Source organism: Halomonas sp. DP8Y7-3 (assembly GCF_019801675.1).
Taxonomy (GTDB): Bacteria; Pseudomonadota; Gammaproteobacteria; order Pseudomonadales; family Halomonadaceae; genus Halomonas; species Halomonas litopenaei_A.
Genome location: NZ_JAHVIO010000004.1, coordinates 542,036 through 565,531, shown reverse-complemented (window position 1 = coordinate 565,531; position 23,496 = coordinate 542,036). Strand labels below are relative to the sequence as shown.

Genomic DNA, 23,496 nt, shown 5'->3' with positions numbered 1-23,496 from the left:
CCAACCAGGGCCCGTGGGTGCAGCCACGTGTCCAGACTCAGCAGCTTCTGACGTCACGGTAGCGATGCCGCCGGTAGACCTTGACGCGCTGGCCCTGCAGCGTCGTCATCCCTTCCCATTGGAAACCTGCATGCTGAGCCACTCGCGTCGATGGCACATTGGCAGGATCAATGACCGCCACCAATGACTCGCTGTCGGTGACCGTAAAGGCATGGGTGACGACAGCACGCGCCACTTCAGTAGCCAGGCCCCTACCCCAATGACGCACCGCATAGCGATAGCCAATCGCCAGTTCCTGCTCGCCATCCAGGGTCTCGTGATCGAAACCGCAAAACCCCATCAGGGCACGGGAGACCGGATGCACCACGGCCCAATAGCCAAACCCCTTCTGCCTGTACGTCTGACGACACGCCTCGATAAATGCCTGACTACGCGCAACGTCGCAGACCCCACCGAGGGAATAACGCATGACCCTGGGATCTGCCAACAGCCGGCTCAAGGCGGGCAGGTCGTACGCTTCGAAGGGGCGCAGGCGGCTGCGCGGCGTGGCCAGCACGTCGCCGCTCATCGGTATCGGCGGTTGCTCGTCATTGTGCATGCGGGCTCCGTATCGTCAGGCATGCCATCGAATCTACGCCATCCTGGCAGCGCCTGACCATGGTCTAGCACGAGCCTCTGGGTCTGGCCTCCCTCACGATCTATCACCACCGGGCTCGATCACTCGCCCGATGATCGCGTTCCTTGGTCTAGCCCTTTGGTCGAAGCACGCCCCGACAACCGGTGCTCCCGCGCTAGTCTTGCCAGGTTCGCCCTCGTTGGAGCCACCACGATGTCCGCCTCACCCTCTGCGCTACCTGCCAACGACGACGCTGCCGTCGTCCGCCACGACGACCGCGGGATCGTGCACCTGACCCTCAATCGTCCCGCCAGCTTCAATGCACTGTCCCAGGACATGCTGACGGCGCTGGATGATGCCTTTACGACCATCTCCCCCAGCCCTGACCTGCGTGCCGTGGTGATCGCCGCAGAGGGCCGGGCGTTCTGCGCCGGCCACGACCTGAAGGAGATGCGCGCCCTGGAAGATGAAGACGCCTACCGCCAGCTGTTCGCCCAATGCTCGCGGGTGATGCAGCGCCTGCAGGACTGCCCGGTCCCCGTCATCGCCCGGGTTCAAGGCCTGGCCACTGCCACGGGTTGCCAGCTGGTCGCGAGTTGCGACATGGCGGTCGCCTCCAGCAGCGCGCGCTTCGCCGTATCTGGCATCAACGTGGGTCTATTCTGCTCGACACCCGCCGTTGCCCTGACCCGCAACATCGGCCCCAAGCAGGCGGCTGAGATGCTGTTTACCGGTGACTTCATTGATGCCGAGCAGGCGTTGGCGTGGGGATTGATCAACCGTGTCGCCGAACCCGACGCGCTCGATGACTGCCTTGAGGCACTGCTGGATAACCTGCGCGCCAAGAGCCAGGTGGCGCTGTTTACCGGCAAGTCGATGCTGGCCCGCCAACGGGCACTCCCCTTGGGCCAGGCCTACGCCTATGCGGGGGAGGTCATGGCGGCCAACATGATGGCCGAGGATGTGGCAGAGGGCATCGACGCTTTTGTCGCCAAGCGCCGCCCCCGCTGGACACATCGATAAAGGGCGCTCGACTCACGACGTTCTCCTTTCATCCTTCACTTTTCACCCAAGGACTGGTTATGGAAGCGTTTTCCGTAAACGCGACAAGACGCTGCACCTGCAGGTATGCTAGCCCTTCAGCAACAGGTTCATGGCTAGCCCCAGGAGAAGACAGGTGACGGAGAACAAGCGCAGAGCAGCCGGGCGACCGGCCACCGGCAAGACCAGCGGAGGCCATAGCCAGTCGCTGGTGCGGGGACTCAATCTGCTGGAGCTGCTGGCCATGCGCCCCGGCGGGCTGGCCCTGTCCGATATTGCCGAGCAGGCCGACCTGGCCCCCTCTACGACGCACAGGTTACTGCAGGCACTGCTGAGCCAGGGCTTCGTGACACAGGACGAAACCCTTGGCGTGTGGCGCATCGACGTCAAGACCTTCCGCATCGGCAACAGCTTTCTCGAGGCTCGCGACTTTGTTGCCACCAGCCGCCCTTACCTGCGCAGGCTAACCAGAGACACCGGCGAAACGGCCAACCTGGGCGTACGCGATGGAACAACCGCGGTATTTCTGGCCCAGAGCGAATCCCCCCAGATGATGCGCATGATCACCCGCCTGGGCTCTCGTGCACCGCTGCATGCCTCGGGCGTGGGCAAGGCACTGATGGCCTGGCTGCCCGATGATGATCTAGAGCGGGTCCTGGCAGAACGTGGACTGGACCGCGTTACCGTCAATACTCTGTCGAGCCCTTCGGAGCTGCGCCGCGCCATGGCCGAGATTCGTCAGCGTGGATACGCCTGCGACCGCGAGGAACATGCCATCGGCCTGCACTGTGTGGCGGCCTGCATCCATGACGAACTCGGCACGCCTCTGGCCGCCATTTCGGTGTCGGGTCCGGTAGCACGCATCCCCGATGAGCGACTGGACGCGCTGGGCGAAAGAGTGCGCGATACCGCTGCCGAGATTACCGCACAACTGGGCGGGCGCGTTCCCGAGGCCGACGAGTTCAAGCCCTGATATCTCTACCGGCATCATTCCGTCATCCTCCACAGGAGCTGTCATGAGCGACGCCTGGCGTCAGTACAAGAGCGCTCCACCCGCCGGTACCGTGCTGCTGGAATGCTCCCGCCTGCCCCCTGGTGACAGTCAGTGCCTGTCCCTGGAAAGCGATAGCGGTCGGTTTCCTCTGATCATCGCCCGTGATGCCGGCGGAGAGGTGCGCGCCTACGTCAACGCCTGCCCCCACCAGTACCTGCCCCTGAACGGGCGCAGCGACACGATAATGAGTCGGGACGGCGAACTGCTGATCTGCACCCATCACCAGGCCTGCTTTCGCCTCGACAGCGGTGAAGGCATCTCCGGCCCCGCCCAGGGCGAAGCGCTGGACCCGGTACCCGTGGTTGAGAAAGATGGCTGGTGGGTGATAGGTGAATGAAAACGCTATCCGCGCTTTCACACCGAAGAGCGACCCGCCACAGTGATCATGACGCCACCCTTAGGACGTGGCTTCGCAGTGACGCATCAAGAATGCGAGCCCTCCGTCTGGCGGCGGAGCTGGACCTGGAAGATTGGTGCCTAGCCGCAGGCTTTGTGCGAAATCTGGTCTGGGATAAGCTTCATGACAAGCTGACGCCCTCCCCTCTCAACGACCTTGACCTCATCCACTACGCGCCCACCAGGACGTGCCAGAACAGCGACGCGGCCATCCAGCACTTCCTTGAACAGCAATCCCCCTTGCCTTGGTCGGTCAAAAACCAGGCAAGAATGCACATTCGCAATCATGACGCCCCCTATACGTCGACCGCGGATGCCATGAGCTATTGGGTGGAGCTGGAAACAGCGGTTGGCGTCAGGCTCTCACGCGATCAAGAGATCGAACTGATTGCCCCCTTCGGACTGGCGCCACTTTTCGCCGGCACCATTACACTCAACCCGAAAAGCGGCAAGGCAGACGCTTTTCGCCAGCGCGTCGAGGAAAAGGCCTGGCTTGCCCATTGGCCGAAGCTGAAGGTCCAGCAGCACCCGTGACGCTACGCCGTCTGCCCGATCTCTCACCAAGTGAGGCTGATCATCACGGCGAGGGAGCGCCGTCGTAGGTCTCCCCTCTCAAGCACAGGTCAGCCATAGATAAGGCACAGATCAGCCACAGATCAGGCAAAGATCATTCCCCAAGAGAGGAATCACACCCCTGCTCCAGCTGATCGAGCCGGTCTTCAAGCCGCCCGACCAGACCCATCAGGTCGCGATATTCCTCGGCGCTGAGCGTGGCCACGACATCGGCTTCCCACTGCCTAGCCTCGGGAATCAGCGTGGACAACAGCGCCCTTCCAGCCGCCGTCAGGCGTAGGTGCTGCACCCGCTGGTCATGATCCGCGGGTTGGCGCAGGATGAACCCTCGCTCCTCCAGCGCCTGCACCGCGCGAGAGATACGCACCTTGTCCATGCCCGTGGCCTGGGCGATCTGCTTGGCCGACAGCTCATCCAGATGGGACAGCCACGCCAGCACCCTCCACTGGGCAATGGTCAGCTGGTAGCGCTCTGCGTACATCTGCGCCAGCGCCTGGCTGAGCCTGTCCGCCAGGCGATTCAGCCGATAGGGAAGAAACTGCTGCAGATCCAGCCTAGCAATATCGGTATTGGTAGCGGTATCGCGCTCACGCGAGCCCATGGCGTCTTCCCCGGAGGATACGTTCGGCCGCCGACGTGAACGCCAGCTTATGGATGAATACCGAACGATAGCCGGGATAGGCAGGAGCAGCAATGCGGTGACACCCCTGTAGTGACACCCCTGTAGTGACATCCGTGTGGTGATACGAACGTGGCGCTTGCGACCGTCACTCATGATGCCATCCAGTATGCCCCCCTGAGTCGGCGGGCTTAACACCCGACTCAGCTCACCACGACGCGATCCCGGCCTTCCCGTTTACCGACATACAGCGCCTTGTCGGCCCGCTTCAAGAGCGCATCCAGGTCCGTATCCCCTGGTCGCATGTCGGCAATGCCGATCGTCACGCTCAAGGCCAGCATGCTCATGTCGGAACGCGAGGCGAGCCCGGCGATAGCCTGCTGCAGGCGGGCAGCCACCTGTTTCGCATCGTCAAGGCGAGTGTCCGGCAGCGCCACCACAAACTCTTCGCCGCCGAAACGCCCGATAATGTCCTGTGGGCGCAGCGACTGCTGACAGGCCTCGGCAATTTCGATGAGGACCTGATCCCCCTGGCTGTGGCCCCAGGTGTCGTTGATGACCTTGAAGTGATCGACATCCAGCATGAACAGGCTAAGCGGAATGCCTTCCACGCGGGAGCGCTGAAATAGGGTCTGGGCACGCTTCATGAAGTGGCCTCGGTTAGCCAGGCCGGTCAATGCGTCCTGCTCGGCCAGCCGCCTCAGCTGTGACTCCAGAGAACGCCGATGGGCCATTTCCCTGAGCAGCTGCCGATTGTGGCCGCGCTCCTCATGCAACAACGCAAACTGCTTGCGCTGCAGGTATTCCACCCGAAGCAGCGCAAAGAATCCCACTACATTGGCCATGATCAGCAGCAGCGTGATGCGCAAGATGACCACCGCAGAGACATCCGTCGCCAGCACCACAGCCACCAGAAAGCCCACGCTGAGGTACAGGCTGGCGCCGGTCACCACCGTCAACAGGTTAGGAATCAGCAGATAGAACGCCATGATCGCCACGATGACCGCCAGCATCTGCGTCGACAGCGTATCAGGGCGCAGCGGAACGATAAGGATAATGCCGGTCGCCAATATCCAGAGCGGCAGGGCGTGCAACCACAGGCGCTGGCTGTAGTTGCCCCAACGCCCTATGGCCATGGCCAGTGCCAGACAACAGCCGACGACAATGGCCCGCATGATGACCAGCGCATAAAAGGCAACGCTTTGACCGACATAAAAATAATCGGAAATGGTGAACATACCAAAGATCATCGCCGCCACGACAATCGCCAGGCGCGACTCAAAGCGAACCCTTGGTTTTATGGTGCGGCGATATACATCTTCACGGTCACGCTCGCGAAACTGCCCGGTCATCCAGTACACCTGGTGATCGGTTCTCTCTCTGAACTCAGGTGCCATCAATGACATCTCATCTCCCTGTCTGCCTCCCCGCCTATACCTGGCAGGTGTTGCCGGCGTCGCCTTGCCGGTCGGCAGAACGCGAGCCTGCAGCTCGTGCAACAGCCTGAGCGGCTGCTGTCCCCAGCAGAACCCCTAAATCATTATTTTATTAAATTAAACAAACGCTTATATTAAAATACAAACCATTGAAATTACACAAGTAAAGATCACCTGCAGTGAAAACCAACATCGATTTTAGGCCGTTAATCGTATCCGTACAGCGATGGTTGAACGAGACCGAAGTGCACTTTAGCCGCCGTGTTATCACGTCTTCACCACCGACAAAAATGTGCTTGTTCAGCATGAAAAAGTCCCGCTAGCAAGACGTTCTGCCGGAAAGTGGAAGCGCATAAACTTCACGCTCAGCTTGTGCGAGCCGTGTCGGAGAACACTCTTTGGGCGTATTCCACTAAAGTCACGTGCCAATTAGTTTCTTTTGAAACTATATTAAAAGGACATCAGCAGTCGTCTCTTCGATGGAGGTGTCTTTCATGTCTCCCCGCCCTGGACGAAGCTCTCTGACCTACCAGAGTGGCTTTCGTAACCACTTCACCAGCGAGGCACTGCCTGGCGCCCTGCCCCAAGGGCAGAATTCGCCCCAGCGATGCCCTTACGGGTTGTACGCCGAGCAGCTCACCGGCTCGGCCTTTACCGCGCCACGTAGCCACAACCTGAGAAGTTGGCTCTACCGCATCCGCCCGTCGGTGGCCCAAAGCGCCTACCATCCATTGGATAGCGGTGATCTTGCCACCGCGCCGCTATCACGGCCCGCCGCAGACCCCAACCAGATGCGCTGGGACCCAGCCCCTATGCCCGAGGCGGTCACCGACTTCATCGACGGCCTGACCACCATCGCGGTCAATGGCGACGCCGGCACCCAGACCGGCTGCGGCGTCCACCTCTATGCCTGCAACAGCGACATGACCGAGCGCTTCTTCTACAGCGCCGACGGTGAGCTGCTGATCGTGCCCCAGCTCGGCACCCTGCGCCTGCGCACCGAGTTCGGCACCCTGGACGTAGGGAATGGCGAGATCGCGCTGATCCCCCGCGGGGTCAAGTTCCAGGTACGCATTGTTGAGGGCGACCAGGCCCGAGGCTATGTCTGCGAAAACTACGGCAGTCCGCTGGAGCTGCCGGGGCTTGGCCCTATCGGGGCCAACGGCCTGGCCAATCCGCGCGATTTCCTGTCCCCCGTCGCCGCCTATGAGGAGGTCAGCGGAGACATCGAGCTGGTGGCCAAGTTTTCAGGCAGGTTATGGGCGGCACGGCTCGACCACTCGCCACTGAACGTGGTGGCCTGGCACGGCAACCTGGCGCCCTGCAAGTACGACCTGGCCAACTTCAACACCATCAACACGGTGAGCTTTGACCACCCGGACCCATCGATCTTCACCGTGCTGACTTCTCCGTCGGATACCCCGGGCATGGCCAATATCGATTTCGTGATCTTTCCGCCACGCTGGATGGTGGCCGAAAACACCTTCCGCCCGCCCTACTTCCATCGCAACCTGATGAGCGAATTCATGGGCTTGATCCATGGCGAGTACGACGCCAAGGCTGGGGGCTTCCTGCCCGGCGGCGCCAGCCTGCATAACTGCATGTCGCCCCATGGCCCCGACGCCGAGAGCTTCGAGAAGGCCTCGAACGCATGCCTGGAACCCCACTACCTGGGCGCGACTCTGGCCTTCATGTTCGAGAGTCGCTACGTGTTCCAGCCCACTGAAAAGGCTCTGGCCGCCGACTTCCGCCAACGCAACTACGTGAGCGTATGGCAGGGACTGCGCTCCCACTTCGACCCGAACCGGCCCTGAGCCACGCGACAACAAGGAATCCTGCGATGAAACTGGCTAGCCTCAAGAGCGGACGCGACGGCGAACTGGTGGTCGTCTCCCGTGACCTGACTCGCGCCGTGCGCGTTCCCCAGATCGCCACCACCCTGCAACAGTTGATGGAAGATTGGGACACCAACGCGCCCCAGCTCGAGGACATCTACCGGCGGCTCAATGACGGCGAGCTGGATCAGGCCTTCGAGCTCGACCATCACTCACTGCACTCGCCGCTGCCACGCACCTACCACTGGGCCGATGGCTCGGCCTATCTCAATCACGTACAGCTGGTACGCCAGGCGCGCAACGCCGAGATGCCAGAGACCTTCTGGAGCGACCCGCTGATGTACCAGGGCGGCGGCGACCGCTTTATCGGTCCCTTTGACGATATCGAGGCGATCAGCGAGGACCATGGCATAGACTTCGAGGGTGAGCTTGCCGTCATCACCGACGACGTGCCCATGGCGACCAGCCCCGAGCAGGCGGCCGGACATATCAAGCTGATCATGCTGGTCAACGACGTCAGTCTGCGTGGCTTGATTCCTGGAGAGCTGGCCAAGGGCTTCGGCTTCTTTCAGGCCAAGCCGGCCTCGAGCTTCTCGCCGGTCTGCGTCACCCCGGACGAGCTAGGCGAGGCCTGGCGCGACGGGCGCGTGCACCTGCCGCTGACGGTTCACCTCAACGGCGAGATGTTCGGCGCGCCCGAGGCCGGGCCCGACATGATTTTCAGCTTCCCCCGACTGGTGGCCCACGCCGCGCGCACCCGCCACCTGGGTGCCGGTGCGGTGATCGGCTCCGGCACCGTGTCCAACCCGGACCCGGATGGCGGTCCCGGCAAGCCGGTGGCCGACGGTGGCGTAGGCTATAGCTGCCTGGCCGAGGTACGCATGGTGGAGAAGATTCTCCACGGTGACAGCACGACACCCTTCATGCGCTTCGGCGATCGCGTGCGCATCGAGATGTTCGACGACAGCGGCCACAGCATCTTCGGTGCCATCGACCAGCGAGTGGTGAAGTACACACCCTGATCCCACCAGCGGATACTCCACATGCAGCTCTACGGCTATTTCCGCTCTTCGGCGGCCTATCGGGTGCGTATCGTCGCCAACCTCAAGGGCATCTCCCTCGACTATCATCCGGTCGACCTGAGCAAGGGCGAGCAGCGGAACAGCGCCAGCCTGGCGCGCAACCCCCAGGGGCTGGTGCCGACCCTGATCACCGATGATGGGCAGCCGCTGACCCAGTCCCTGGCGCTGTGCGAATATCTGGACGAATGCTATCCCGATCCGCCGCTGCTGCCCGGCGATGCCGCACAGCGGGCGCGCATCCGCGCCCTGGCCCAGGTCATCGCCTGCGATATCCATCCGCTCAATAACCTGCGGGTGCTGACGCATCTGACCGGCGCGCTAGGCCTGTCCCAAGACTCCCGGCTGGCCTGGTACCGCCACTGGGTCGCCACGGGGCTGACAGCGGTCGAGACCATGCTTGAGCCTCATAGAGGCAGGTTCTGTGTTGGCGATCAGCCGACCCTGGCCGACGTCTGCCTGGTGCCTCAGGTGTTCAATGCCGAGCGATTTGACTGTGACCTGTCCGCCTATCCCGCGATACAAGCGATCTGCGAGCAGGCTCGCTGTCTACCAGCGTTCGCCAAAGCGGCACCCGAGGTTCAGCCCGACGCGCGCTGAGATCGGCTACACTACTCGGCTACGCTGCTCCGCTATCTTAGCCAGCTACCTTAGCCAGCTACCCTGGTCAGCCACCCGAGGCCCCACCAGGCGCTGCCGGTATGGCCGAGCAGCCCGCCATATCATCGTGAAGGGAGCGTCGCGCGGCGCTCCCTTCGCGTTCCCTGACACTTGCCATCGCCGATCTGGAGCTGCACGTGCTGAACCCGACATCCCGCGCCACGGTAGGCCTGCTGGCCGCGCTGACCGCTCTGGGGCCGCTGGCCACCGACATGTATCTTCCCGCCATGCCCGCCATGCGTGAGGCCCTCGGTACCGGCGCCGACCAGATCCAGTTGACCCTATCGCTGTACCTGATTGGCTTTGCCATGGCGCAACTGCTGTGCGGCCCACTGTCGGACCGTTTCGGCCGCAAGCCGATTCTCGCCGCCGGCATGGGTATCTTCCTGCTGGCAAGCCTGGCCTGCGCGTTCGCCCCCAACATCGAGACACTGCTGGTGGCGCGCTTCTTCCAGGCCCTGGGCGGCTCTGCCGGACCGGTGCTGGGCCGGGCCGCAGTACGCGACATCCACGGCCCCTTCGAGGCCAGCCGTATCCTTTCCTACATGGCCAGCGTCATGGCCCTGGCCCCGGCGCTGGCACCGGTGGTGGGCGCGGGCCTGCTGGTGTGGTTCGGCTGGGACGCGATCTTCCTGGCACTGGCGTTCTACGCCCTGGCCATGCTCGGGCTGATCGCGATGATGCCGGAGCCGCTGCCCAAGGATCGCCGCCAGTCGATCAAGCCCTCGGCACTGGCTACCACCTTCCGCTCATTGCTCGGACAGCGAGACTTTATCGGCTATACCCTGGCCAACGCCGCGGCTTTCTCCGGCCTGTTCGCCTTTCTATCAGGCTCATCCTTCGTGCTGATCGACTACATGGGTGTCAGTCCCGATGTCTACGGCTATCTGTTCGCCGCTATCGTGCTGGGCTTCTTTATCGGCTCGATGGCAAGCGCCAAGCTCAGCCGTCGGCGTAGCCGACACCAGCTGCTGACGGTAGCAACGCTGATCGCTGCCCTGGGCGGTATCACCATGGCCTTGCTGTCAGTGGCCGGGGTGCATACGCCCTGGGCGGTCATCGTCCCCAACATGGTCTACATGGTCGGCTTCGGCATCATCATGCCGCAGACCATGGGAGGCGCCCTGGCGCCCAACCCCCATTGTGCGGGCTCGGCCTCGGCGCTGTTCGGGTTTATCCAGATGAGTATCGCCGCCGCCGCAGGCGCGCTGGTCGGCCAGTTACACGACGGCACCTCCCATAGCATGGCGATCGCCATCGGGCTTTCCGGGATGCTGGCGCTGGTCTGCTACCGCTGTATTGTGACCAGACCTCCTGCGGCTCCAGTAGGCACGGCCGCCACCGAGAACTGACCAGCAGGCGCTTACGCCAAGCGGCCCCGTGGAGGTGAACTGACCCGACGGGGCCGCTGGCATTGCGGCGCTGCTACTGGCGCCAGGCGCGCACGAAGGTCCAGGTGCCGATGCCCCAGGCGCCATTGACCAGAAAGCCAATGGGAAACACGGCAAGATCGATACCGCGCCCCTTGAGCGGAAAGACCACCAGCATCGCCACCAGCGTCAGCGCGATACCGCCGAACAGGCCCGCCTTCCACCAGCCTCCGCGCTCAATACGTGCTGCCGCAAACACCAGCATCATGACCAGGCCCCAGACACCGCCCCAAAAACTTGCAGAAAACCAGGCGGGGACGTCGAGAGGGGCGACCGGCGTCATGGAATAAGGTGAAAAGGGGATCACTCCGTAGGCATTGAGCAATCCCACCACAGGTTGGTGGAAGCAGATGACGGCAAGAAATCCGGCGGCGAAGGCAAGGGCAAGATGGCGGGACATGGCGACTCCTCCTGAGAAGCGTGGACAGGGATCATTCTCTGACACCAGCAGCGTCCGGCTGGTGTTCATCAGACTCCCACGGCGGCCTATATCGCTCAAGGGCCATCAGGAAAAGCGCCGCGTCCGCCATCGTGGCGGGTTGGCTCCCCATGCCTCACTGTGCATGTCTTCAGCGGGCGCTAGCCACCTGGCTGAGGATAGAGTCCCCCCTCGCCGATCAACACGGCCTGGCCGGCAATCTCGATGCTCACCTTGTCCTTGTCATCGCGCTGGGCGCGCGCATGGATCAGGCTAGACCGCCCCATCGCATCGCCCTGATGGATTCGCCAGTCGGCGCTCTTGCCCTTCATTTCTGTTCCTAGAAAACCTGCCAGTGCGGCCGCAGCGCTGCCCGTTGCCGGGTCCTCGACAAAGCTGCCCCCGTGACGGGAGAACATTCGCGCGTGAAGCGTGCCGGCGCCCTTCGCCTGTCTGGCGTTGTCGGCACTTACGTAAAAATAGACCTGCTCCACGCCGCTGGGCGAAACGTGAGAATGCCAGACACTCGAGGCCAGCTGAATGCCCGACAGGGCATCGACACTGGCCAACGGAACCAGGTGGAACGGCAGCCCACAGGACGCCTGGACCGGATCACCCGCGATGTCATCCGGGGCGAGACCGGCAAGCTCGGCCGCGTTGGCTTGTCCCAGGGTACTGGTGCCAACCTCCGGGGCACGGGCAGTGCGAAAGCGCGCCAGATCGCCTTCATAGGTCACCTTCAGGGGCCCTGCGGCAAGGTCCAGCACCAGTTCGCTGCGGGCGTTATCCACCAGTCCCTGGGCCGCCAGCAGGTGCGCCGTGCCAATGCAGGGATGCCCGGCAAAGGGCAGCTCCCTGTCGGGGGTAAAGATGCGCAGTGGAAAGTGAGCGCCGGCCTGGGCCCGCCCGACGAACACCGTCTCGGCCAGGTTGAGTTCATTGGCGATCGCTTGCATGCGCTCCGCCTCAAGGCCATCGGCATCGAGAAATACCGCCAGGGGGTTTCCGGCGAAGGGCCGGTCGGTAAACACATCGAGCAGATAATAGCGGGTCAAGGACGGTAGCATCGGCGACTCCACGGGAAGCAGGTTGGACCAGCAACAGGCAACATTCACCCGGGCCAGGTAGCGCCTTCCAGCATACTGGCCTGGGCCGCTTTCTCGCCAGCACATGGCGCGCCACTTTTCTCTACGGCAAAGTCAGCGCCAGGCCACGGCAACGGGGGCTATCAGGGGTTCCGAGCTGACCCCAGACAGCTGAGAGGCTTATCGAGGCTGAACTGACTGTGCTCCGGCGTTACACTAGCGCCCGTTCCCACTGCCGAGGCCGCTGTGATGTCCCACCTGCTCTCCATCGATTCCCTGTCCCGCGACGATATCGACCACCTGATGCGGGTGGCGGCCACCATGGAACCCATTGCCCAGCGGCGCAAGGTCACCAGGGTTCTGGAAGGCGCGGTACTCGGCAACCTGTTCTTCGAGGCCAGCACCCGCACCCGCGTCAGCTTCCACACCGCCTTCTCGCGGCTTGGCGGTAGCGTCTGTGACACCACCGGCTTTACCTTCTCGTCGATGGCCAAGGGAGAATCCCTCTACGATACCAGCCGGGTGATGGCAGGCTATTGCGACGCGATCGTGATGCGTCACCCGGATCAGGGGTCCGTGGCCGAATTCGCCAGCGCCACCCATGTACCGGTGATCAACGCAGGCGACGGTCCCGGCGAGCACCCGAGCCAGGCGCTGCTGGACTTCTACACCATCGACAAGGAGTTCAACCGCCAGGGCAAGGCGCTGAAGGGCGCTCATGTGCTGATGACCGGCGACCTGAAGTTCGGCCGTACCGTGCATTCGCTGATCAAGCTGCTGGCACTATACGCACCGATGCGTATCACGCTGGTGGCGCCGCCCGGGCTGGAGATGCCGCAACATCTGATCGAGCGCGTCAGCCGTCAGGGGTTGGACGTGAAAGTGCGCGACAGCCTGGCGGGCGATTTCTCCGACGTCGATGTGGTCTACACCACTCGCATCCAGAAGGAGCGCTTCACCGCCGAGATGAGCGAAGGCTTCAACCTGTCGCGGGATTTCACCGTCCATCGCGCCTTCATGGACAGCCGCTGCAACCCCTCGACCATCATCATGCACCCACTGCCCCGTGACAGCCGGCCAGAAGCCAACGACCTGGACGTGGACCTCAACGGAGACCCGCGCCTGGCGATCTTCCGTCAGACCGACAACGGCATCCCGGTGCGTATGGCGATCTTCGCGACGCTATTGAAGGTCGAGCATCTGATCGAGCGAGACATGCGCGATGTTCCCTGGTTCGTGCCAGCCACCGTCGGGGTCGATGACGCAGCGTTCTAGGCCGATCGTCCCGGGCTGCACTCATCCGGCGGGCGCCTGAAGGAAGCACTATGCGCCCGCCGCGCAGCACCCGGAGCCTATGCGGTATAGGTGACGAGTTCGAGCAGCGCGCAACGCAGCGCATCGTCGGCGCAGGCATCTATGCAGTGTTTCCGGAACTCCCGCCGTGGGCGTCAGCGCCTCCCGCCTTCTCGCCGGGCCTTCCCACGCGTCCAGGCAACGCTTCGACACCATCTCCATGACCGCCCGTCGATGGCCAACAGCCCAAGGGCGATCAGCCCCAGGCCCGCCAGGTGGCGCCACTCCAGGCGCTCGTCCAGCACCCACATTCCCAGCAGAATGGCGCTGGCCGGGATCAGCAAGGTGACCAGCAGCAGGTTCGTTGCCCCCGCACGCTCCAGCAGTCGAAAGTAGATCAGATATGCCAGGGCGGTCGAGAAGAGTGCCAGGCTGACCACCGCCGTCCACGTTGCCAGCCCCGGCCAGGGTGATTGCCAGAAACGCTCTACCCCCAAGGCCAAGGGCATCAGCACCAATGCCGAGGCCGTGACCTGGCCACAGGCGGCGATCAGGGGCGGACAGCCCAGGGTACGAAAACGGCGCCCGAAGACCCCGGCAAAGGCATAGGACAGGGCGCCAGCCAGCACCGCAAGCGCTGCCCATGCGTGGCTCTCGGTACCCGCGTGAACCTCGCTGCCCAGCATATACACCACACCGGCAAAGCCGATCGCCACACCCAACAGCCGACCTGCGCTCAGGGGCTCGTCACGGGTAAGAAAGTGCGCCACGACGAGGGTAAAAAATGGCGTGGTGGCATTGAGAATCGACGCCAAGCCACTGGCAATAACCCCCTGCCCCCAGGTAATCAGGCTGAACGGCAGCATGTTGTTGAGCAACCCCATGCCAAAGAAGGCAGCCCACAGGCCTGGGTCCAGGGGCATGCGCTGGCCTCGCAGCAGTATCAGGGCGTTCAGCGCCACAGCAGCCAGGCCCACTCGCAGGGCCACGATGGTGAGCGGCCCAAGTTCCGCGACGGCCACTCCCACGAAAAAGAATGAGCCACCCCACAATATCGACAAGCCCAGCAATAGCGCCCACTCCATGGGCCCCATGATGCGATCGATCATCTTCATTGCAACGACTCCGGTCGGGACACCCTGGCAGCCTATGTCGGTGAAGCGGCGAGGGAACTTCGTTTGTTGCTGCGAAAGTCGAGATAGCGTCGAGGTGGGGAATAGACAGAAACGAGATAATGGTCACGCGACTCGACGCCACCCCAGAGGCCTTCCCTGCCTGGCGGTGGCGATCGGCGTGGTAGAGTGGCAGATGGGCGGGGCGGCACACGAGGTAACGGGCATGTCACGCCACCAGTGTGCAGGTGTTTTGAAAGCAAGAGGCGGAGTGTGTCAGGCGCCGTCGGGGCGCATCTTGTCCCCATGAAGATTGCCGCAGCCTCTGCAGGAGCCCGCCATGAACGAGATACCCGAAGATGGTCCGCAACGCTTCGCTTCCGATGAGGCCAGATGGGCCGCGGTACTGGCCCGCGACGTCGCCGCGGTGGATGCCTTCATCTACGCCGTGCGCACCACCAGAATCTATTGCCGCCCTACTTGCCCATCGCGCCGTCCGCGCCGAGAGAACGCCGAGTTTTATGCCGATGCGGCCGCCGCCGAGCAGGCCGGGTACCGGCCCTGTCAGCGCTGCCATCCCCAGGCCGCCTCCTTGCCCCAGCGGCACGCTCAGAGTGTCGCCAGGGCCTGTCGACTGATACAGCACGCTGACACGCTGCCATCGCTTGACGAACTGGCCCAGGTGGCGGGACTAAGTCGTTTCCACTTCCATCGTGTCTTCACTGCCGTCACCGGGCTGACGCCCAAGGCCTACGCGGCCGCTTGCCGCAGCGAACGGGTTCGCCAAGCGCTGACTCGGCAAGACACGGTCACCGACGCGATCTATGCGGCGGGCTTCAATTCCAGTGGACGCTTCTATGCCAGTGCCGAACGTATCCTGGGCATGGCCCCCAAGCGCTACCGTGAGGGCGGCAAGGGCATGGAGATTCAGTTCGCCCTGGGAGAATGCTCACTGGGCACGATACTGGTGGCGACCAGCGACAAGGGCATCTGTGCCATTTCCTTGGGGGACGATGCGGAACAGCTCTTGCAGGCGTTTCAGGAGCAGTTCGCGAACGCCAATCTGACCCCCGGCGACAAGCGCTTCGACGCCTGGGTGGCCAAGGTGGTGGCATTCGTCGAAGAGCCTGGTGTCGGACTGTCACTGCCGCTGGATATTCGCGGGACCGCCTTTCAGCAGCGGGTCTGGCAGGCGCTGACCGAGATTCCCCTTGGCAGCACCATCAGTTACGCCGAGTTGGCAGAGCGGATCGGCTCGCCCAAGGCGGTGCGAGCCGTGGCAAGGGCCTGCGCCTCCAACTCCCTCGCACTGGCGATTCCCTGCCACCGGGTCGTGCGCAGCGATGGAGCCCTGTCCGGCTACCGTTGGGGCGTAGACAGAAAGCGCACCCTGCTGATGCGAGAGTTGGCACAAGGAAAAGCCGCTAAGTGAACGGGAAATACGGGGCATCGAGAGAGAGGAGGCCCCTCAGCGGCTGGGCAGGCCTTCCTCTTGGGCGAAGTAACCCTCCAGGATGAGGACGGCGGCGATGCCATCGACGCTCTCCTTGCGGAAATTCCCCCCATGTCCCTGCTCACGGGCGATGGCCTTGGCCTCCCGGGTGGTGCCGCGCTCGTCGAACATCTCGCACTCGACACCGTAGCGGCCAAACAGCCGCTTGCCGAATTTGCGCGCGCGGGTGCTCATCTCGCTCTCGCTGCCGTCCATGTTGAGCGGCAGCCCCACCACAAAGCGGTCGGGCTGCCACTCCTCCACCAGCGCGCTGATATGATCCCAGTCGGGAATGCCGTCCCGCGCCGGCAGCGGAGACAGCTCCCGAGCACTGCGCAAGAGCTCGTTGCCGACCGAGACACCAATACGGCGGGTGCCAAAGTCAAAGGCCAGGATCAGGCGCTCGCCCGGGGCGCGCTTGGAGCCGGCCATCAGCCGTGCCCGGCTTCACGGGTCATCAGGTTGAGGTCGACACCAAGGATGCCGGCACTGGCCGTCAAGCGCTGTTCCGGCGGCGTCTCGAACAGCACATGGGCGCTACCTTCCACGGTGAGCCAGGCATTCTCCATCAGCTCGTTCTCGAGCTGACCGGACTCCCAGCCAGCGCAGCCAAGGCACACCAGAAACTTCTCGGGGCCTTGGCCCTGGGCCAGTGCCTGGAGCATGTCCATGGACGTGGTCAGGGCGATGTCATCGGTGACCTGGATACTGGAGTCCCAAGGTTCGGCGGAGCCGGTATGCAGAATGAAGCCGCGATCCTTGTGAACCGGACCACCGTAATACACGGGGGCCTCGGCAATGGCGCCTTCCTCGACACTGATTTCCAGCTGCTCAAACAACGCTTCGAGGGTCAGGTCGGTGGGCTTGTTGACGATCACGCCCATGGTGCCGTTGTCATCGTGATCGCACAGATAACTCAGCGTTCCTGCGAAATTCGGGTCTTCCAGATGCGGCATGGCCATCAGGAAATGATTCTTCAAGCTTTGCATGTGTCTCCCAGGCGGTCTCGCGCGCCATCCAGATGCATGGCCGGGGAAGGGCTGTCAGCCCATATGCCCCGGCAGAATGCCCCCATTGTACCATTCGGGGGCATCGCACTCAGTGACTATCGCGCTCAGCGACAGTGGGCCAGGCAAGCGTTGTCCGGCGCCACCCCGCGAGCCGAGTCAGCGCCCGGCGTGATACGCAGCCACACGACGCTCGATGGCGTCCATCAGCAGTCCAGCGATGTCCGTGCCGCGCTGGTCATCGATCTCGCGCACGCAGGTGGGGCTGGTCACGTTGATCTCGGTGATGTAGTCACCGATCACATCCAGCCCAACGAACATCAGCCCCTTTTCCTTGATCACCGGTTTGACCTGCTCGACCAGCCAGTAGTCGCGGTCGGTGAGCTCGCGGCTGACCCCTCGGCCACCGGCGGCCAGATTGCCGCGGGTCTCGCCAGCGGAAGGGATACGAGCCAGACCGTAGGGTACGGGTTCGCCGTCCACCAGCAGGATGCGGGTATCACCGTCCTTGATCTCGGGCAGGAAGCGCTGGGCCATGATCTGGCGCTGGCCGCGTTCGGTCAGAGTCTCGATGACCGCGCCAAGATTGCGGCCTTCGGGGCCGATGTGGAAGATCCCGCTGCCACCCATGCCGTCCAGCGGCTTCAGGATGACGTCGCCGTGCTCGGCCTGGAAGGCGCGGATCTCGCTGTCGCGACAGGACACCAGGGTCGGTGTACAGCACTGCGGAAATTGCTGGGCGAACAGCTTCTCGTTGCACTCGAACAGCGGCCGAGTGGGGTTGACCACCAGTACGCCTTCGCGCTCGGCGAAGGCCAGCAGGTGCACGGCATTGAGGAAGTGGCTATCCACCGGCGGATCCTTGCGCATCAGGATCACGTCAAGCTCGGCCAGGGGGAGTGACTCGGCCTCGCCCAGGTCGTACCAGTGGGTCGGATCACGGTGTACCTGGAGCGGGCGCTGCCGGGCATACGCCCGTCCTTCCCGCAGAAACAGGTCTTCCTGCTCCATGTAGGACAGGCTCCAGCCACGATCCTGAGCGGACCATAGCATGGCGAGGCTGGTGTCTTTCTTGTAGGTCAGCTGGTCGATGGGGTCCATCACCACGCCGACGCGAAGGGGGCGATTGGTCATTCGGGCGTCGTCCGCTAGCGGTTGATGACGTCAAGTATGCCCGACACCCCCGGCGCCACCAAGGTCAGTCACTGTCGGCAACCGAGCCCGATTCCCTGGGCGCCAGCCGCACGCCGCTGTCCTCGATGACGATCAGTCGGCGCTTGTAGAGCCTGCCGATCGCCTGCTTGTAGGCATTCTTGCTGACGCCCAGGCGTGCCTTGATCTCTGCAGCCTGGCTCTTGTCGGACAGGGGCAGATATCCCCCGGCATCTCGCAACGCCTTCAGTACCTGCTCCCCCACCACGTCCAGGCGGGCCTCGCCGGGAGGCAGCAACGACAGATCCAGCCGTCCATCCTCGCGCACGCGCTTGATGTAGCCCGTCAAGCGCTGGCCGCGACGCAGCGGGCGGCTGATCTCGTCATGGTACAGAAGACCCCAGCAGCGGTGATCGACCACCGCCTTGACCCCGAGCTCGGTGGTATCGGCAATGATCAGCACCACCTGGTCACCGGTGCGGTGCTCGTCGCTATGATCGCTGAGGTAGCGCTCAAGCCGCTGAGAGGCCACCGGACGACCGCTGTGATCCTCGCTGACCTTGACCAGCACACGGCGCCCGACCGCGGGCGTCAGGCGCTGTTCGCTGCGGGGCAACAGCAGGTCACGCTCGTGCCCCCAATCGAGAAAGGCACCGAAGTCGGTGACCTGCACCACACGCAGGTCGGCCACCTCACCCACCATCACCTTCGGCGCGCCATGGCCCTGACGGGTCCGTGAGGAGGAAGAACGGCTATTGCTGGAGCGCGGCGGCGCCCCGCGATGGCGGGAATCGGACATGGGGAAGGGTTCCGCAAAAGTGTGCAGCGCCTATTATGGCGACTACCGCGGGCACATGATACCGCCCGCGGCAGACCCTACGATCAGGCAGCGTCAGCAACGCTGCCCTTCAGTTCGGCCAGCGGGGGCCCCGGCGCCCCAGGCGACGGCTGTTGGCCGACGTCTTGCGTCCCAGCGGCCGGATGGCTGCGGTCCATACCTGATCAGGGCTGTGGCCTTTCATCACGGCCCGCTGTGCGGCCAGGGCCGACTGGGTGAACGCCGTCATCTTCTCCGTGACCATGCGCACATCCTCGTTGGGCGCCACCGCCCACAGACCTCGCATACCCAGCAAGCGCATACCCATGACCCACTGCGCTTCGACCATCATCTGGGTCATTTGCATGCCCATCAACCAATAGCCAAGGGGGGATCCCCACTGAGCGGACGACATTCCGGCAGAACGTCTTGCCATGGCGCGACTCCTTCATCATCGGGCAGAAGTACCCTTTGCAGGGTAGGCGAAAAAGCATACTTCCTTACGATAGCGGAGAATGCTCCCCTTCAGGCATCACGTTCAGGCATCAAGGCGGTAACAGCGCACCGCGTTGTCGTGGAGAATCCGCTGGCGAGCCTGGGGCGCGGCCTGGGCGATGGCCCGCTCCACCATGGCCAACCAGGTGGCGTAGCTGGCATTGAGCCCGGTCACCGGGAAATTGCTGGCAAAGATGCAGCGCTCGGGCCCGAAGATGTCGATGGCCTCGGCCAGAATGGCGATATTGGCCTGTTCATCCCAGGCCGCCATGGGACTACCCAGCTCCGAAAGCTTGACCGTGACCCGCGAGTTGTCGGCCAACCGGTGCATGCCCCGCCGCCACTGGGCAAGCCCCTCGGGGGAGCGGTCCCAGGGCAGACCGGTATGGTTGAGAATCACCTCGAGTGCGGGCGTCGCTTCCAGCGTCTCGGCGGCCTCTTCCAGATGCCAGGCAGGCACACGCAGATCCCAGGACAGCGACCGCTCCTCCAGCAAGCGCAGCCCCCGGGTCCAGCCAGGATCTCTGAGCGAGCCAGGCTGGCCGACGATCTCGCCCACCTGGTCAGGCCGCGCCGCGGTCACCGGCTTGGCGCGCACGCCACGAAACAGCGGCGAGGCCATCTGCGCCTCGAGCTGCGCCTCGCAATCGGCGCTGGCGAAGTCGGCCCAGCCCACCAGCGCCACCGGCAGCCCGTGGCGCTCGGCATGCTCGGTCAACCAGGAGGTTTCCCGGGCGGGATCGCTGCGCTCGGCCTCGGCCTCGCAGTGCACCGTGCCGACCAGGCGATAACCTTTCGGCACCAGCGCCTTGATGTCCGGCGCCTGGAAGGGTCGGCGAAAGGCCTGATAGTCGCCGAGGAAGAAGTGGGGATTGATCTCGTCCTCGAGCCAGGGGTAATGCACGCTGCCATCCAGCGCCCAGAAGTGATGGTGGGCGTCGATCAGGTCCTGAGTTGCCATGATGTCTCCTTATCCTGCGAGCCAGTAGAGCGGCGCGGTGATGATCTGCGGGAAGGCCACGAACAGCAGCAGGATCACCACATAGGCCAGGGCGAAGGGCATGACGCCCGCCACCGCTTTCTCGAACTTGAGCTGGCCCACGCTGGTGATGACGTTGAGCACGTTGCCGACAGGCGGCGTGATAAGCCCGATGGCACAGTTCAGTACAAACATGATGCCGAAGTAGACCGGATCGATGCCGGAGATCTTGACGATGGGCATCAGGATCGGTGTCAGCACCAGAATGGTCGGCGTCAGGTCCATGACCATGCCAACGATCAGCACGATGGCCATGATCGCCAGCATCAGCAGCCGCGGGTTGTCGGCCAGGGGTGCCAGCAGGTCCGCCACCAGCATCGGTAGCTGGGCGATGCTGATCAGCCATGAGGCCACGCTGGCAGCGGCGATCAGGAACATCACCACGGCGGTGGAACGCGCCGCCTGGACCAGCACCTGGTACAGCTCGGACAGATTCAGCTCACGGTAGATCAAGGTCGACACGACAATGGCGTAGACCGCCGCCACCACTCCGGCCTCGGTCGGGGTGAAGATGCCGGTCTTGATGCCCCCGATGATGATCACCGGCAGCATCATCGCCCAGAAGCTCTGGCGCAATGCCTTGAGGCGCGCCTTGCCGGACGCCTTCTCGGCCACCACCAGGTCTTCCTTGCGGGTCATGAACAGCCACATCACCACCAGGGTGACGCCCATGATCAGCCCCGGCACGATACCTGCCAGAAACAGCTTGGTGATGGAGATGCTGCCCGCCACGCCGATGATGATCAGCGGAATCGACGGGGGAATGATCGGCGCGATGATGCCCCCGGCCGCCATCAGCCCCGACGAACGCCCCAGCGGGTAGCCCGCCTCGCGCATCATCGGCAGCAGCATGCTGGCCAGCGCCGCGGTATCAGCCACCGCCGAACCGGACAGGCTGGCCATGACGATAGCGGCAAAGATGGCCACAAAGCCGAGCCCGCCCTTGCGATGGCCGACCAGGCTCATCGCCAGCACCACGATGCGCTTGGACAGGCCACCCCGGGACATCACCTCGCCCGCCACCAGGAAGAACGGAATCGCCAGCAGGGTATAGCTGTCGGCGCCGTTGACCAGGTTCTGGGCCAGAATCTGGGAGTCGAACAGCCCCAGGTGGAGCATCAGCACCACCGCACTGACCAGCAGTGCGAAGGCGATCGGCAGGCTGAGACCGATAGACGCCAGCAGTGACGTCAGAAACAGACCGATGGTCATGGCAATTCCTCCCCAGAGACAGCCGGGCGGCTCAACGAGGCCGGCGCTACCAGCCGAAACAGCAGGATCACCGACATCAGCCCCCCCGCCACCAGCCCCGCCAGATAGAACACCCCCACCGGGATACCGCTGATCGGCGAGACGTTGCTCCAGTTGAGCAGGGTCTGGGCGTAGCTACCCTTGAGCAGCATCAGGCAGCAGCCCAGCATGACCAGAGTTACCAGGCGAGCCAGCACGGCCTGCAACGGCGCCGGCAGGCGGTCGCTGAAGGTGGTCACACTCAGATGCTCGTGGCGCATCAGGCAGACCACGGTGCCCAGGAAGGTCACCCAGACGAACAGGAAGCGCGACAGCTCGACGCTCATGGAGATGCCGCTGTTGAAGCCATAACGCAGCACCACGTTGGTGAATACCAGCGTGATCATGGCCACCAGCGCCAGCACCATCAGGGCATTGAGCAGGCGCTCGGTAACCCGTGACAGTCGCATCAGCGACGCCGCCGCGCCGTGGGCGGGCGGATCGTGTTTCACGGAGGACGGAGAGGATGGCGACATGGCGTCGACCTCCTTGCAGTCGGGGCGGACACTCCGCCCCGGAGATACCTACCTGGCGTTGGCGCCTGTTAACGGGCCTCGGCCAGGGCCTTGTCGAAGTCAGCCACGAAGTCGGCAGCCAGGGCGTCACGATGGGCCTCGATCACTGGCGCCAGGCGCTCGCCCATGGCGCGACGCTGCTCCAGCGGCACCGCGTTGACGGTCATCTTGTCGGACAGCTCTGCCAGCAGCCGGTCATTCAGCTCGCGGCTGGCCTGACGCTGATACAGAGTGGCCTCCCGCGCTGCCTCGGCGATGGCCTCGCGCTGGTCGTCGGTCAGGCCGTCGAGGAAGCTGGCCGAGCCGATCAACACCTGGGCGTCGTAGGCATGGGCGGTCTGGGACAGGTACTGCTGCACCTCGAAGAAGCGCTTGGACTCGATCACGCTATAGGGGTTTTCCTGGCCGTCGACGGTGCGCGTCTCCAGCGCGGTGAACAGCTCATTCACCGGCATCGGCACGGCGTTGGCGCCCAGGCCATTGAACATGTCGATGTACAGCTCGTTCTGCATGGTGCGGATCTTCAGGCCCTCCACATCGTCGGCGGCCTCAACCGCCCGGCGGCTGTTGGTGATATGGCGAAAGCCGTTTTCCCAGAACTCGTAGCCCACCAGGCCCTTGTCGGCGAGGCTCGCCAGCAGCTCACGCCCGGCGGGGCCGTCGAGCACGGCGTCGGCATGTTCGCTGTCGTCGAACTGGAACGGCAGGCTGACGATGCTGAAATTGGGGTTGAGGCTGGCCAGGGTGGCGGTAGACGGTGCGGTGAAGGCCAGGGTGCCCGCCTGCAGCATCGAGGTCATGTTGACGTCGTTGCCGAGAATGCCGTTGCTGAAGACCTGAACCTTGACCTCGCCATCGGTCTTCTGCTCGACCAGCTCGGCGAAGCGTTTTGCCCCGAGGGTCTGGGGGTGGGTATCGGGCAGGCTGGTGCCCATACGCGCGGTGACCGCGGCCTGACTGGTACCGCCAAGACCGAGGCCGGCGACCAGCGCTGAAGCGAGCAGAATGTGCTTTGCGGATATCATGTTGGGGCTACCTTTTT

General features: G+C 63.6%; 25 protein-coding genes. 10 read left to right on the top strand and 15 right to left on the bottom strand.

Annotated features, from left to right (window positions below):
* Nucleotides 1–37: 37 nt before the first annotated feature.
* Complete coding sequence (locus KUV86_RS07750; protein ID WP_222484318.1) at nucleotides 38–598, bottom strand: GNAT family N-acetyltransferase; 561 nt, start codon at nucleotides 596–598, stop codon at nucleotides 38–40.
* Nucleotides 599–829: 231 nt separating this feature from the next.
* On the opposite strand from KUV86_RS07750, the gene KUV86_RS07745 reads away from it, so the two are divergent.
* From KUV86_RS07745 to KUV86_RS07730, 4 genes are all read left to right on the top strand, one after another.
* Complete coding sequence (locus tag KUV86_RS07745) at nucleotides 830–1,639, top strand: enoyl-CoA hydratase (RefSeq protein WP_222484317.1); 810 nt, start codon at nucleotides 830–832, stop codon at nucleotides 1,637–1,639.
* Between the two features lie 154 nt (nucleotides 1,640–1,793).
* Nucleotides 1,794–2,630, top strand: coding sequence for an IclR family transcriptional regulator (locus KUV86_RS07740; RefSeq protein ID WP_222162214.1), 837 nt, complete (start codon nucleotides 1,794–1,796; stop codon nucleotides 2,628–2,630).
* Between the two features lie 43 nt (nucleotides 2,631–2,673).
* Complete coding sequence (locus KUV86_RS07735; RefSeq protein WP_222484316.1) at nucleotides 2,674–3,048, top strand: Rieske (2Fe-2S) protein; 375 nt, start codon at nucleotides 2,674–2,676, stop codon at nucleotides 3,046–3,048.
* Nucleotides 3,049–3,140: 92 nt separating this feature from the next.
* Nucleotides 3,141–3,641, top strand: coding sequence for a nucleotidyltransferase family protein (locus tag KUV86_RS07730; RefSeq protein WP_222484314.1), 501 nt, complete (start codon nucleotides 3,141–3,143; stop codon nucleotides 3,639–3,641).
* A gap of 133 nt (nucleotides 3,642–3,774) precedes the next feature.
* On the opposite strand, the gene KUV86_RS07725 is transcribed toward KUV86_RS07730, so the two are convergent.
* Nucleotides 3,775–4,281 (bottom strand): MarR family winged helix-turn-helix transcriptional regulator, encoded by a 507-nt coding sequence (locus KUV86_RS07725; RefSeq protein WP_222162217.1) that lies wholly within the window; start codon nucleotides 4,279–4,281, stop codon nucleotides 3,775–3,777.
* Nucleotides 4,282–4,502: 221 nt separating this feature from the next.
* Nucleotides 4,503–5,705 carry a GGDEF domain-containing protein gene (locus KUV86_RS07720; RefSeq protein WP_224907831.1) on the bottom strand — a complete coding sequence of 401 codons (1,203 nt, stop codon included), beginning with the start codon at nucleotides 5,703–5,705 and terminating at the stop codon, nucleotides 4,503–4,505.
* Nucleotides 5,706–6,229: 524 nt separating this feature from the next.
* On the opposite strand from KUV86_RS07720, the gene hmgA reads away from it, so the two are divergent.
* The 4 genes from hmgA (at nucleotide 6,230) to KUV86_RS07700 (ending at nucleotide 10,661) form a co-directional block, all read left to right on the top strand.
* On the top strand, nucleotides 6,230–7,549 hold the full coding sequence (hmgA, locus tag KUV86_RS07715) for a homogentisate 1,2-dioxygenase (RefSeq protein ID WP_222484312.1): 1,320 nt from the start codon (nucleotides 6,230–6,232) through the stop codon (nucleotides 7,547–7,549).
* 26 nt (nucleotides 7,550–7,575) lie between these two features.
* Nucleotides 7,576–8,592 (top strand): fumarylacetoacetate hydrolase family protein, encoded by a 1,017-nt coding sequence (locus KUV86_RS07710; RefSeq protein ID WP_222484310.1) that lies wholly within the window; start codon nucleotides 7,576–7,578, stop codon nucleotides 8,590–8,592.
* A gap of 21 nt (nucleotides 8,593–8,613) precedes the next feature.
* On the top strand, nucleotides 8,614–9,249 hold the full coding sequence (gene maiA, locus KUV86_RS07705) for a maleylacetoacetate isomerase (protein WP_222484309.1): 636 nt from the start codon (nucleotides 8,614–8,616) through the stop codon (nucleotides 9,247–9,249).
* A 197-nt stretch (nucleotides 9,250–9,446) separates the two neighbouring features.
* Nucleotides 9,447–10,661, top strand: a complete 1,215-nt coding sequence (locus KUV86_RS07700) for a multidrug effflux MFS transporter (protein WP_206942165.1) — start codon at nucleotides 9,447–9,449, stop codon at nucleotides 10,659–10,661.
* 73 nt (nucleotides 10,662–10,734) lie between these two features.
* On the opposite strand, the gene KUV86_RS07695 is transcribed toward KUV86_RS07700, so the two are convergent.
* On the bottom strand, nucleotides 10,735–11,139 hold the full coding sequence (locus KUV86_RS07695; protein WP_206942163.1) for a hypothetical protein: 405 nt from the start codon (nucleotides 11,137–11,139) through the stop codon (nucleotides 10,735–10,737).
* 179 nt (nucleotides 11,140–11,318) lie between these two features.
* Entirely contained in the window at nucleotides 11,319–12,224 is a 906-nt protein-coding gene (locus KUV86_RS07690) for a PhzF family phenazine biosynthesis protein (RefSeq protein ID WP_222484308.1), read from the bottom strand.
* A gap of 264 nt (nucleotides 12,225–12,488) precedes the next feature.
* On the opposite strand from KUV86_RS07690, the gene pyrB reads away from it, so the two are divergent.
* Nucleotides 12,489–13,517: an aspartate carbamoyltransferase gene (gene pyrB, locus KUV86_RS07685; protein ID WP_222484307.1), complete on the top strand. Its 1,029-nt coding sequence runs from the start codon at nucleotides 12,489–12,491 to the stop codon at nucleotides 13,515–13,517.
* A 173-nt stretch (nucleotides 13,518–13,690) separates the two neighbouring features.
* Here pyrB and KUV86_RS07680 read toward each other — a convergent pair whose 3' ends face one another.
* The gene (locus KUV86_RS07680; protein WP_222484303.1) at nucleotides 13,691–14,650 is read right to left on the bottom strand and encodes a DMT family transporter; all 960 of its coding nucleotides are present in this window, start codon (nucleotides 14,648–14,650) and stop codon (nucleotides 13,691–13,693) included.
* Nucleotides 14,651–14,987: 337 nt separating this feature from the next.
* On the opposite strand from KUV86_RS07680, the gene ada reads away from it, so the two are divergent.
* Nucleotides 14,988–16,079: a bifunctional DNA-binding transcriptional regulator/O6-methylguanine-DNA methyltransferase Ada gene (gene ada, locus KUV86_RS07675; RefSeq protein WP_222484302.1), complete on the top strand. Its 1,092-nt coding sequence runs from the start codon at nucleotides 14,988–14,990 to the stop codon at nucleotides 16,077–16,079.
* 36 nt (nucleotides 16,080–16,115) lie between these two features.
* Here the strand turns inward: ada and ruvX are convergent, their stop codons facing one another.
* From ruvX to KUV86_RS07630, 9 genes are all read right to left on the bottom strand, one after another.
* Complete coding sequence (gene ruvX, locus KUV86_RS07670) at nucleotides 16,116–16,571, bottom strand: Holliday junction resolvase RuvX (protein WP_206942154.1); 456 nt, start codon at nucleotides 16,569–16,571, stop codon at nucleotides 16,116–16,118.
* Nucleotides 16,571–17,128: a YqgE/AlgH family protein gene (locus KUV86_RS07665; RefSeq protein WP_206942153.1), complete on the bottom strand. Its 558-nt coding sequence runs from the start codon at nucleotides 17,126–17,128 to the stop codon at nucleotides 16,571–16,573. Before KUV86_RS07665 ends, ruvX begins: the two co-directional genes overlap by 1 nt.
* 177 nt (nucleotides 17,129–17,305) lie before the next feature.
* Complete coding sequence (gene gshB, locus KUV86_RS07660) at nucleotides 17,306–18,280, bottom strand: glutathione synthase (RefSeq protein WP_222484301.1); 975 nt, start codon at nucleotides 18,278–18,280, stop codon at nucleotides 17,306–17,308.
* A gap of 64 nt (nucleotides 18,281–18,344) precedes the next feature.
* Nucleotides 18,345–19,097, bottom strand: coding sequence for a S1 RNA-binding domain-containing protein (locus tag KUV86_RS07655; RefSeq protein WP_206942151.1), 753 nt, complete (start codon nucleotides 19,095–19,097; stop codon nucleotides 18,345–18,347).
* A gap of 109 nt (nucleotides 19,098–19,206) precedes the next feature.
* Nucleotides 19,207–19,551, bottom strand: coding sequence for a hypothetical protein (locus KUV86_RS07650; RefSeq protein ID WP_222484300.1), 345 nt, complete (start codon nucleotides 19,549–19,551; stop codon nucleotides 19,207–19,209).
* A 102-nt stretch (nucleotides 19,552–19,653) separates the two neighbouring features.
* The gene (locus KUV86_RS07645; RefSeq protein WP_222484299.1) at nucleotides 19,654–20,571 is read right to left on the bottom strand and encodes an amidohydrolase family protein; all 918 of its coding nucleotides are present in this window, start codon (nucleotides 20,569–20,571) and stop codon (nucleotides 19,654–19,656) included.
* A gap of 9 nt (nucleotides 20,572–20,580) precedes the next feature.
* The gene (locus KUV86_RS07640; protein WP_222484297.1) at nucleotides 20,581–21,861 is read right to left on the bottom strand and encodes a TRAP transporter large permease subunit; all 1,281 of its coding nucleotides are present in this window, start codon (nucleotides 21,859–21,861) and stop codon (nucleotides 20,581–20,583) included.
* Nucleotides 21,858–22,415, bottom strand: a complete 558-nt coding sequence (locus KUV86_RS07635) for a TRAP transporter small permease (protein ID WP_222484295.1) — start codon at nucleotides 22,413–22,415, stop codon at nucleotides 21,858–21,860. Before KUV86_RS07635 ends, KUV86_RS07640 begins: the two co-directional genes overlap by 4 nt.
* Nucleotides 22,416–22,483: 68 nt before the next feature.
* Nucleotides 22,484–23,479, bottom strand: coding sequence for a DctP family TRAP transporter solute-binding subunit (locus tag KUV86_RS07630; RefSeq protein ID WP_222484292.1), 996 nt, complete (start codon nucleotides 23,477–23,479; stop codon nucleotides 22,484–22,486).
* Between the last annotated feature and the right edge of the window lie 17 nt (nucleotides 23,480–23,496).

Bases quoted from the DNA above. Each gene is read 5' to 3' on its own strand.
- KUV86_RS07650 (WP_222484300.1), bottom strand. From the start codon at position 19,551: ATGGCAAGACGTTCTGCCGGAATGTCGTCCGCTCAGTGGGGATCCCCC.
- KUV86_RS07640 (WP_222484297.1), bottom strand. From the start codon at position 21,861: ATGACCATCGGTCTGTTTCTGACGTCACTGCTGGCGTCTATCGGTCTC.
- KUV86_RS07680 (WP_222484303.1), bottom strand. From the start codon at position 14,650: ATGAAGATGATCGATCGCATCATGGGGCCCATGGAGTGGGCGCTATTG.
- KUV86_RS07725 (WP_222162217.1), bottom strand. From the start codon at position 4,281: ATGGGCTCGCGTGAGCGCGATACCGCTACCAATACCGATATTGCTAGG.
- KUV86_RS07720 (WP_224907831.1), bottom strand. From the start codon at position 5,705: ATGTCATTGATGGCACCTGAGTTCAGAGAGAGAACCGATCACCAGGTG.
- KUV86_RS07635 (WP_222484295.1), bottom strand. From the start codon at position 22,415: ATGTCGCCATCCTCTCCGTCCTCCGTGAAACACGATCCGCCCGCCCAC.
- KUV86_RS07730 (WP_222484314.1), top strand. From the start codon at position 3,141: ATGCGAGCCCTCCGTCTGGCGGCGGAGCTGGACCTGGAAGATTGGTGC.
- maiA (WP_222484309.1), top strand. From the start codon at position 8,614: ATGCAGCTCTACGGCTATTTCCGCTCTTCGGCGGCCTATCGGGTGCGT.
- KUV86_RS07645 (WP_222484299.1), bottom strand. From the start codon at position 20,571: ATGGCAACTCAGGACCTGATCGACGCCCACCATCACTTCTGGGCGCTG.
- gshB (WP_222484301.1), bottom strand. From the start codon at position 18,280: ATGACCAATCGCCCCCTTCGCGTCGGCGTGGTGATGGACCCCATCGAC.
- KUV86_RS07630 (WP_222484292.1), bottom strand. From the start codon at position 23,479: ATGATATCCGCAAAGCACATTCTGCTCGCTTCAGCGCTGGTCGCCGGC.
- KUV86_RS07735 (WP_222484316.1), top strand. From the start codon at position 2,674: ATGAGCGACGCCTGGCGTCAGTACAAGAGCGCTCCACCCGCCGGTACC.
- ada (WP_222484302.1), top strand. From the start codon at position 14,988: ATGAACGAGATACCCGAAGATGGTCCGCAACGCTTCGCTTCCGATGAG.
- KUV86_RS07690 (WP_222484308.1), bottom strand. From the start codon at position 12,224: ATGCTACCGTCCTTGACCCGCTATTATCTGCTCGATGTGTTTACCGAC.
- KUV86_RS07710 (WP_222484310.1), top strand. From the start codon at position 7,576: ATGAAACTGGCTAGCCTCAAGAGCGGACGCGACGGCGAACTGGTGGTC.
- KUV86_RS07750 (WP_222484318.1), bottom strand. From the start codon at position 598: ATGCACAATGACGAGCAACCGCCGATACCGATGAGCGGCGACGTGCTG.
- KUV86_RS07745 (WP_222484317.1), top strand. From the start codon at position 830: ATGTCCGCCTCACCCTCTGCGCTACCTGCCAACGACGACGCTGCCGTC.
- KUV86_RS07665 (WP_206942153.1), bottom strand. From the start codon at position 17,128: ATGCAAAGCTTGAAGAATCATTTCCTGATGGCCATGCCGCATCTGGAA.
- KUV86_RS07655 (WP_206942151.1), bottom strand. From the start codon at position 19,097: ATGTCCGATTCCCGCCATCGCGGGGCGCCGCCGCGCTCCAGCAATAGC.
- ruvX (WP_206942154.1), bottom strand. From the start codon at position 16,571: ATGGCCGGCTCCAAGCGCGCCCCGGGCGAGCGCCTGATCCTGGCCTTT.
- KUV86_RS07695 (WP_206942163.1), bottom strand. From the start codon at position 11,139: ATGTCCCGCCATCTTGCCCTTGCCTTCGCCGCCGGATTTCTTGCCGTC.
- hmgA (WP_222484312.1), top strand. From the start codon at position 6,230: ATGTCTCCCCGCCCTGGACGAAGCTCTCTGACCTACCAGAGTGGCTTT.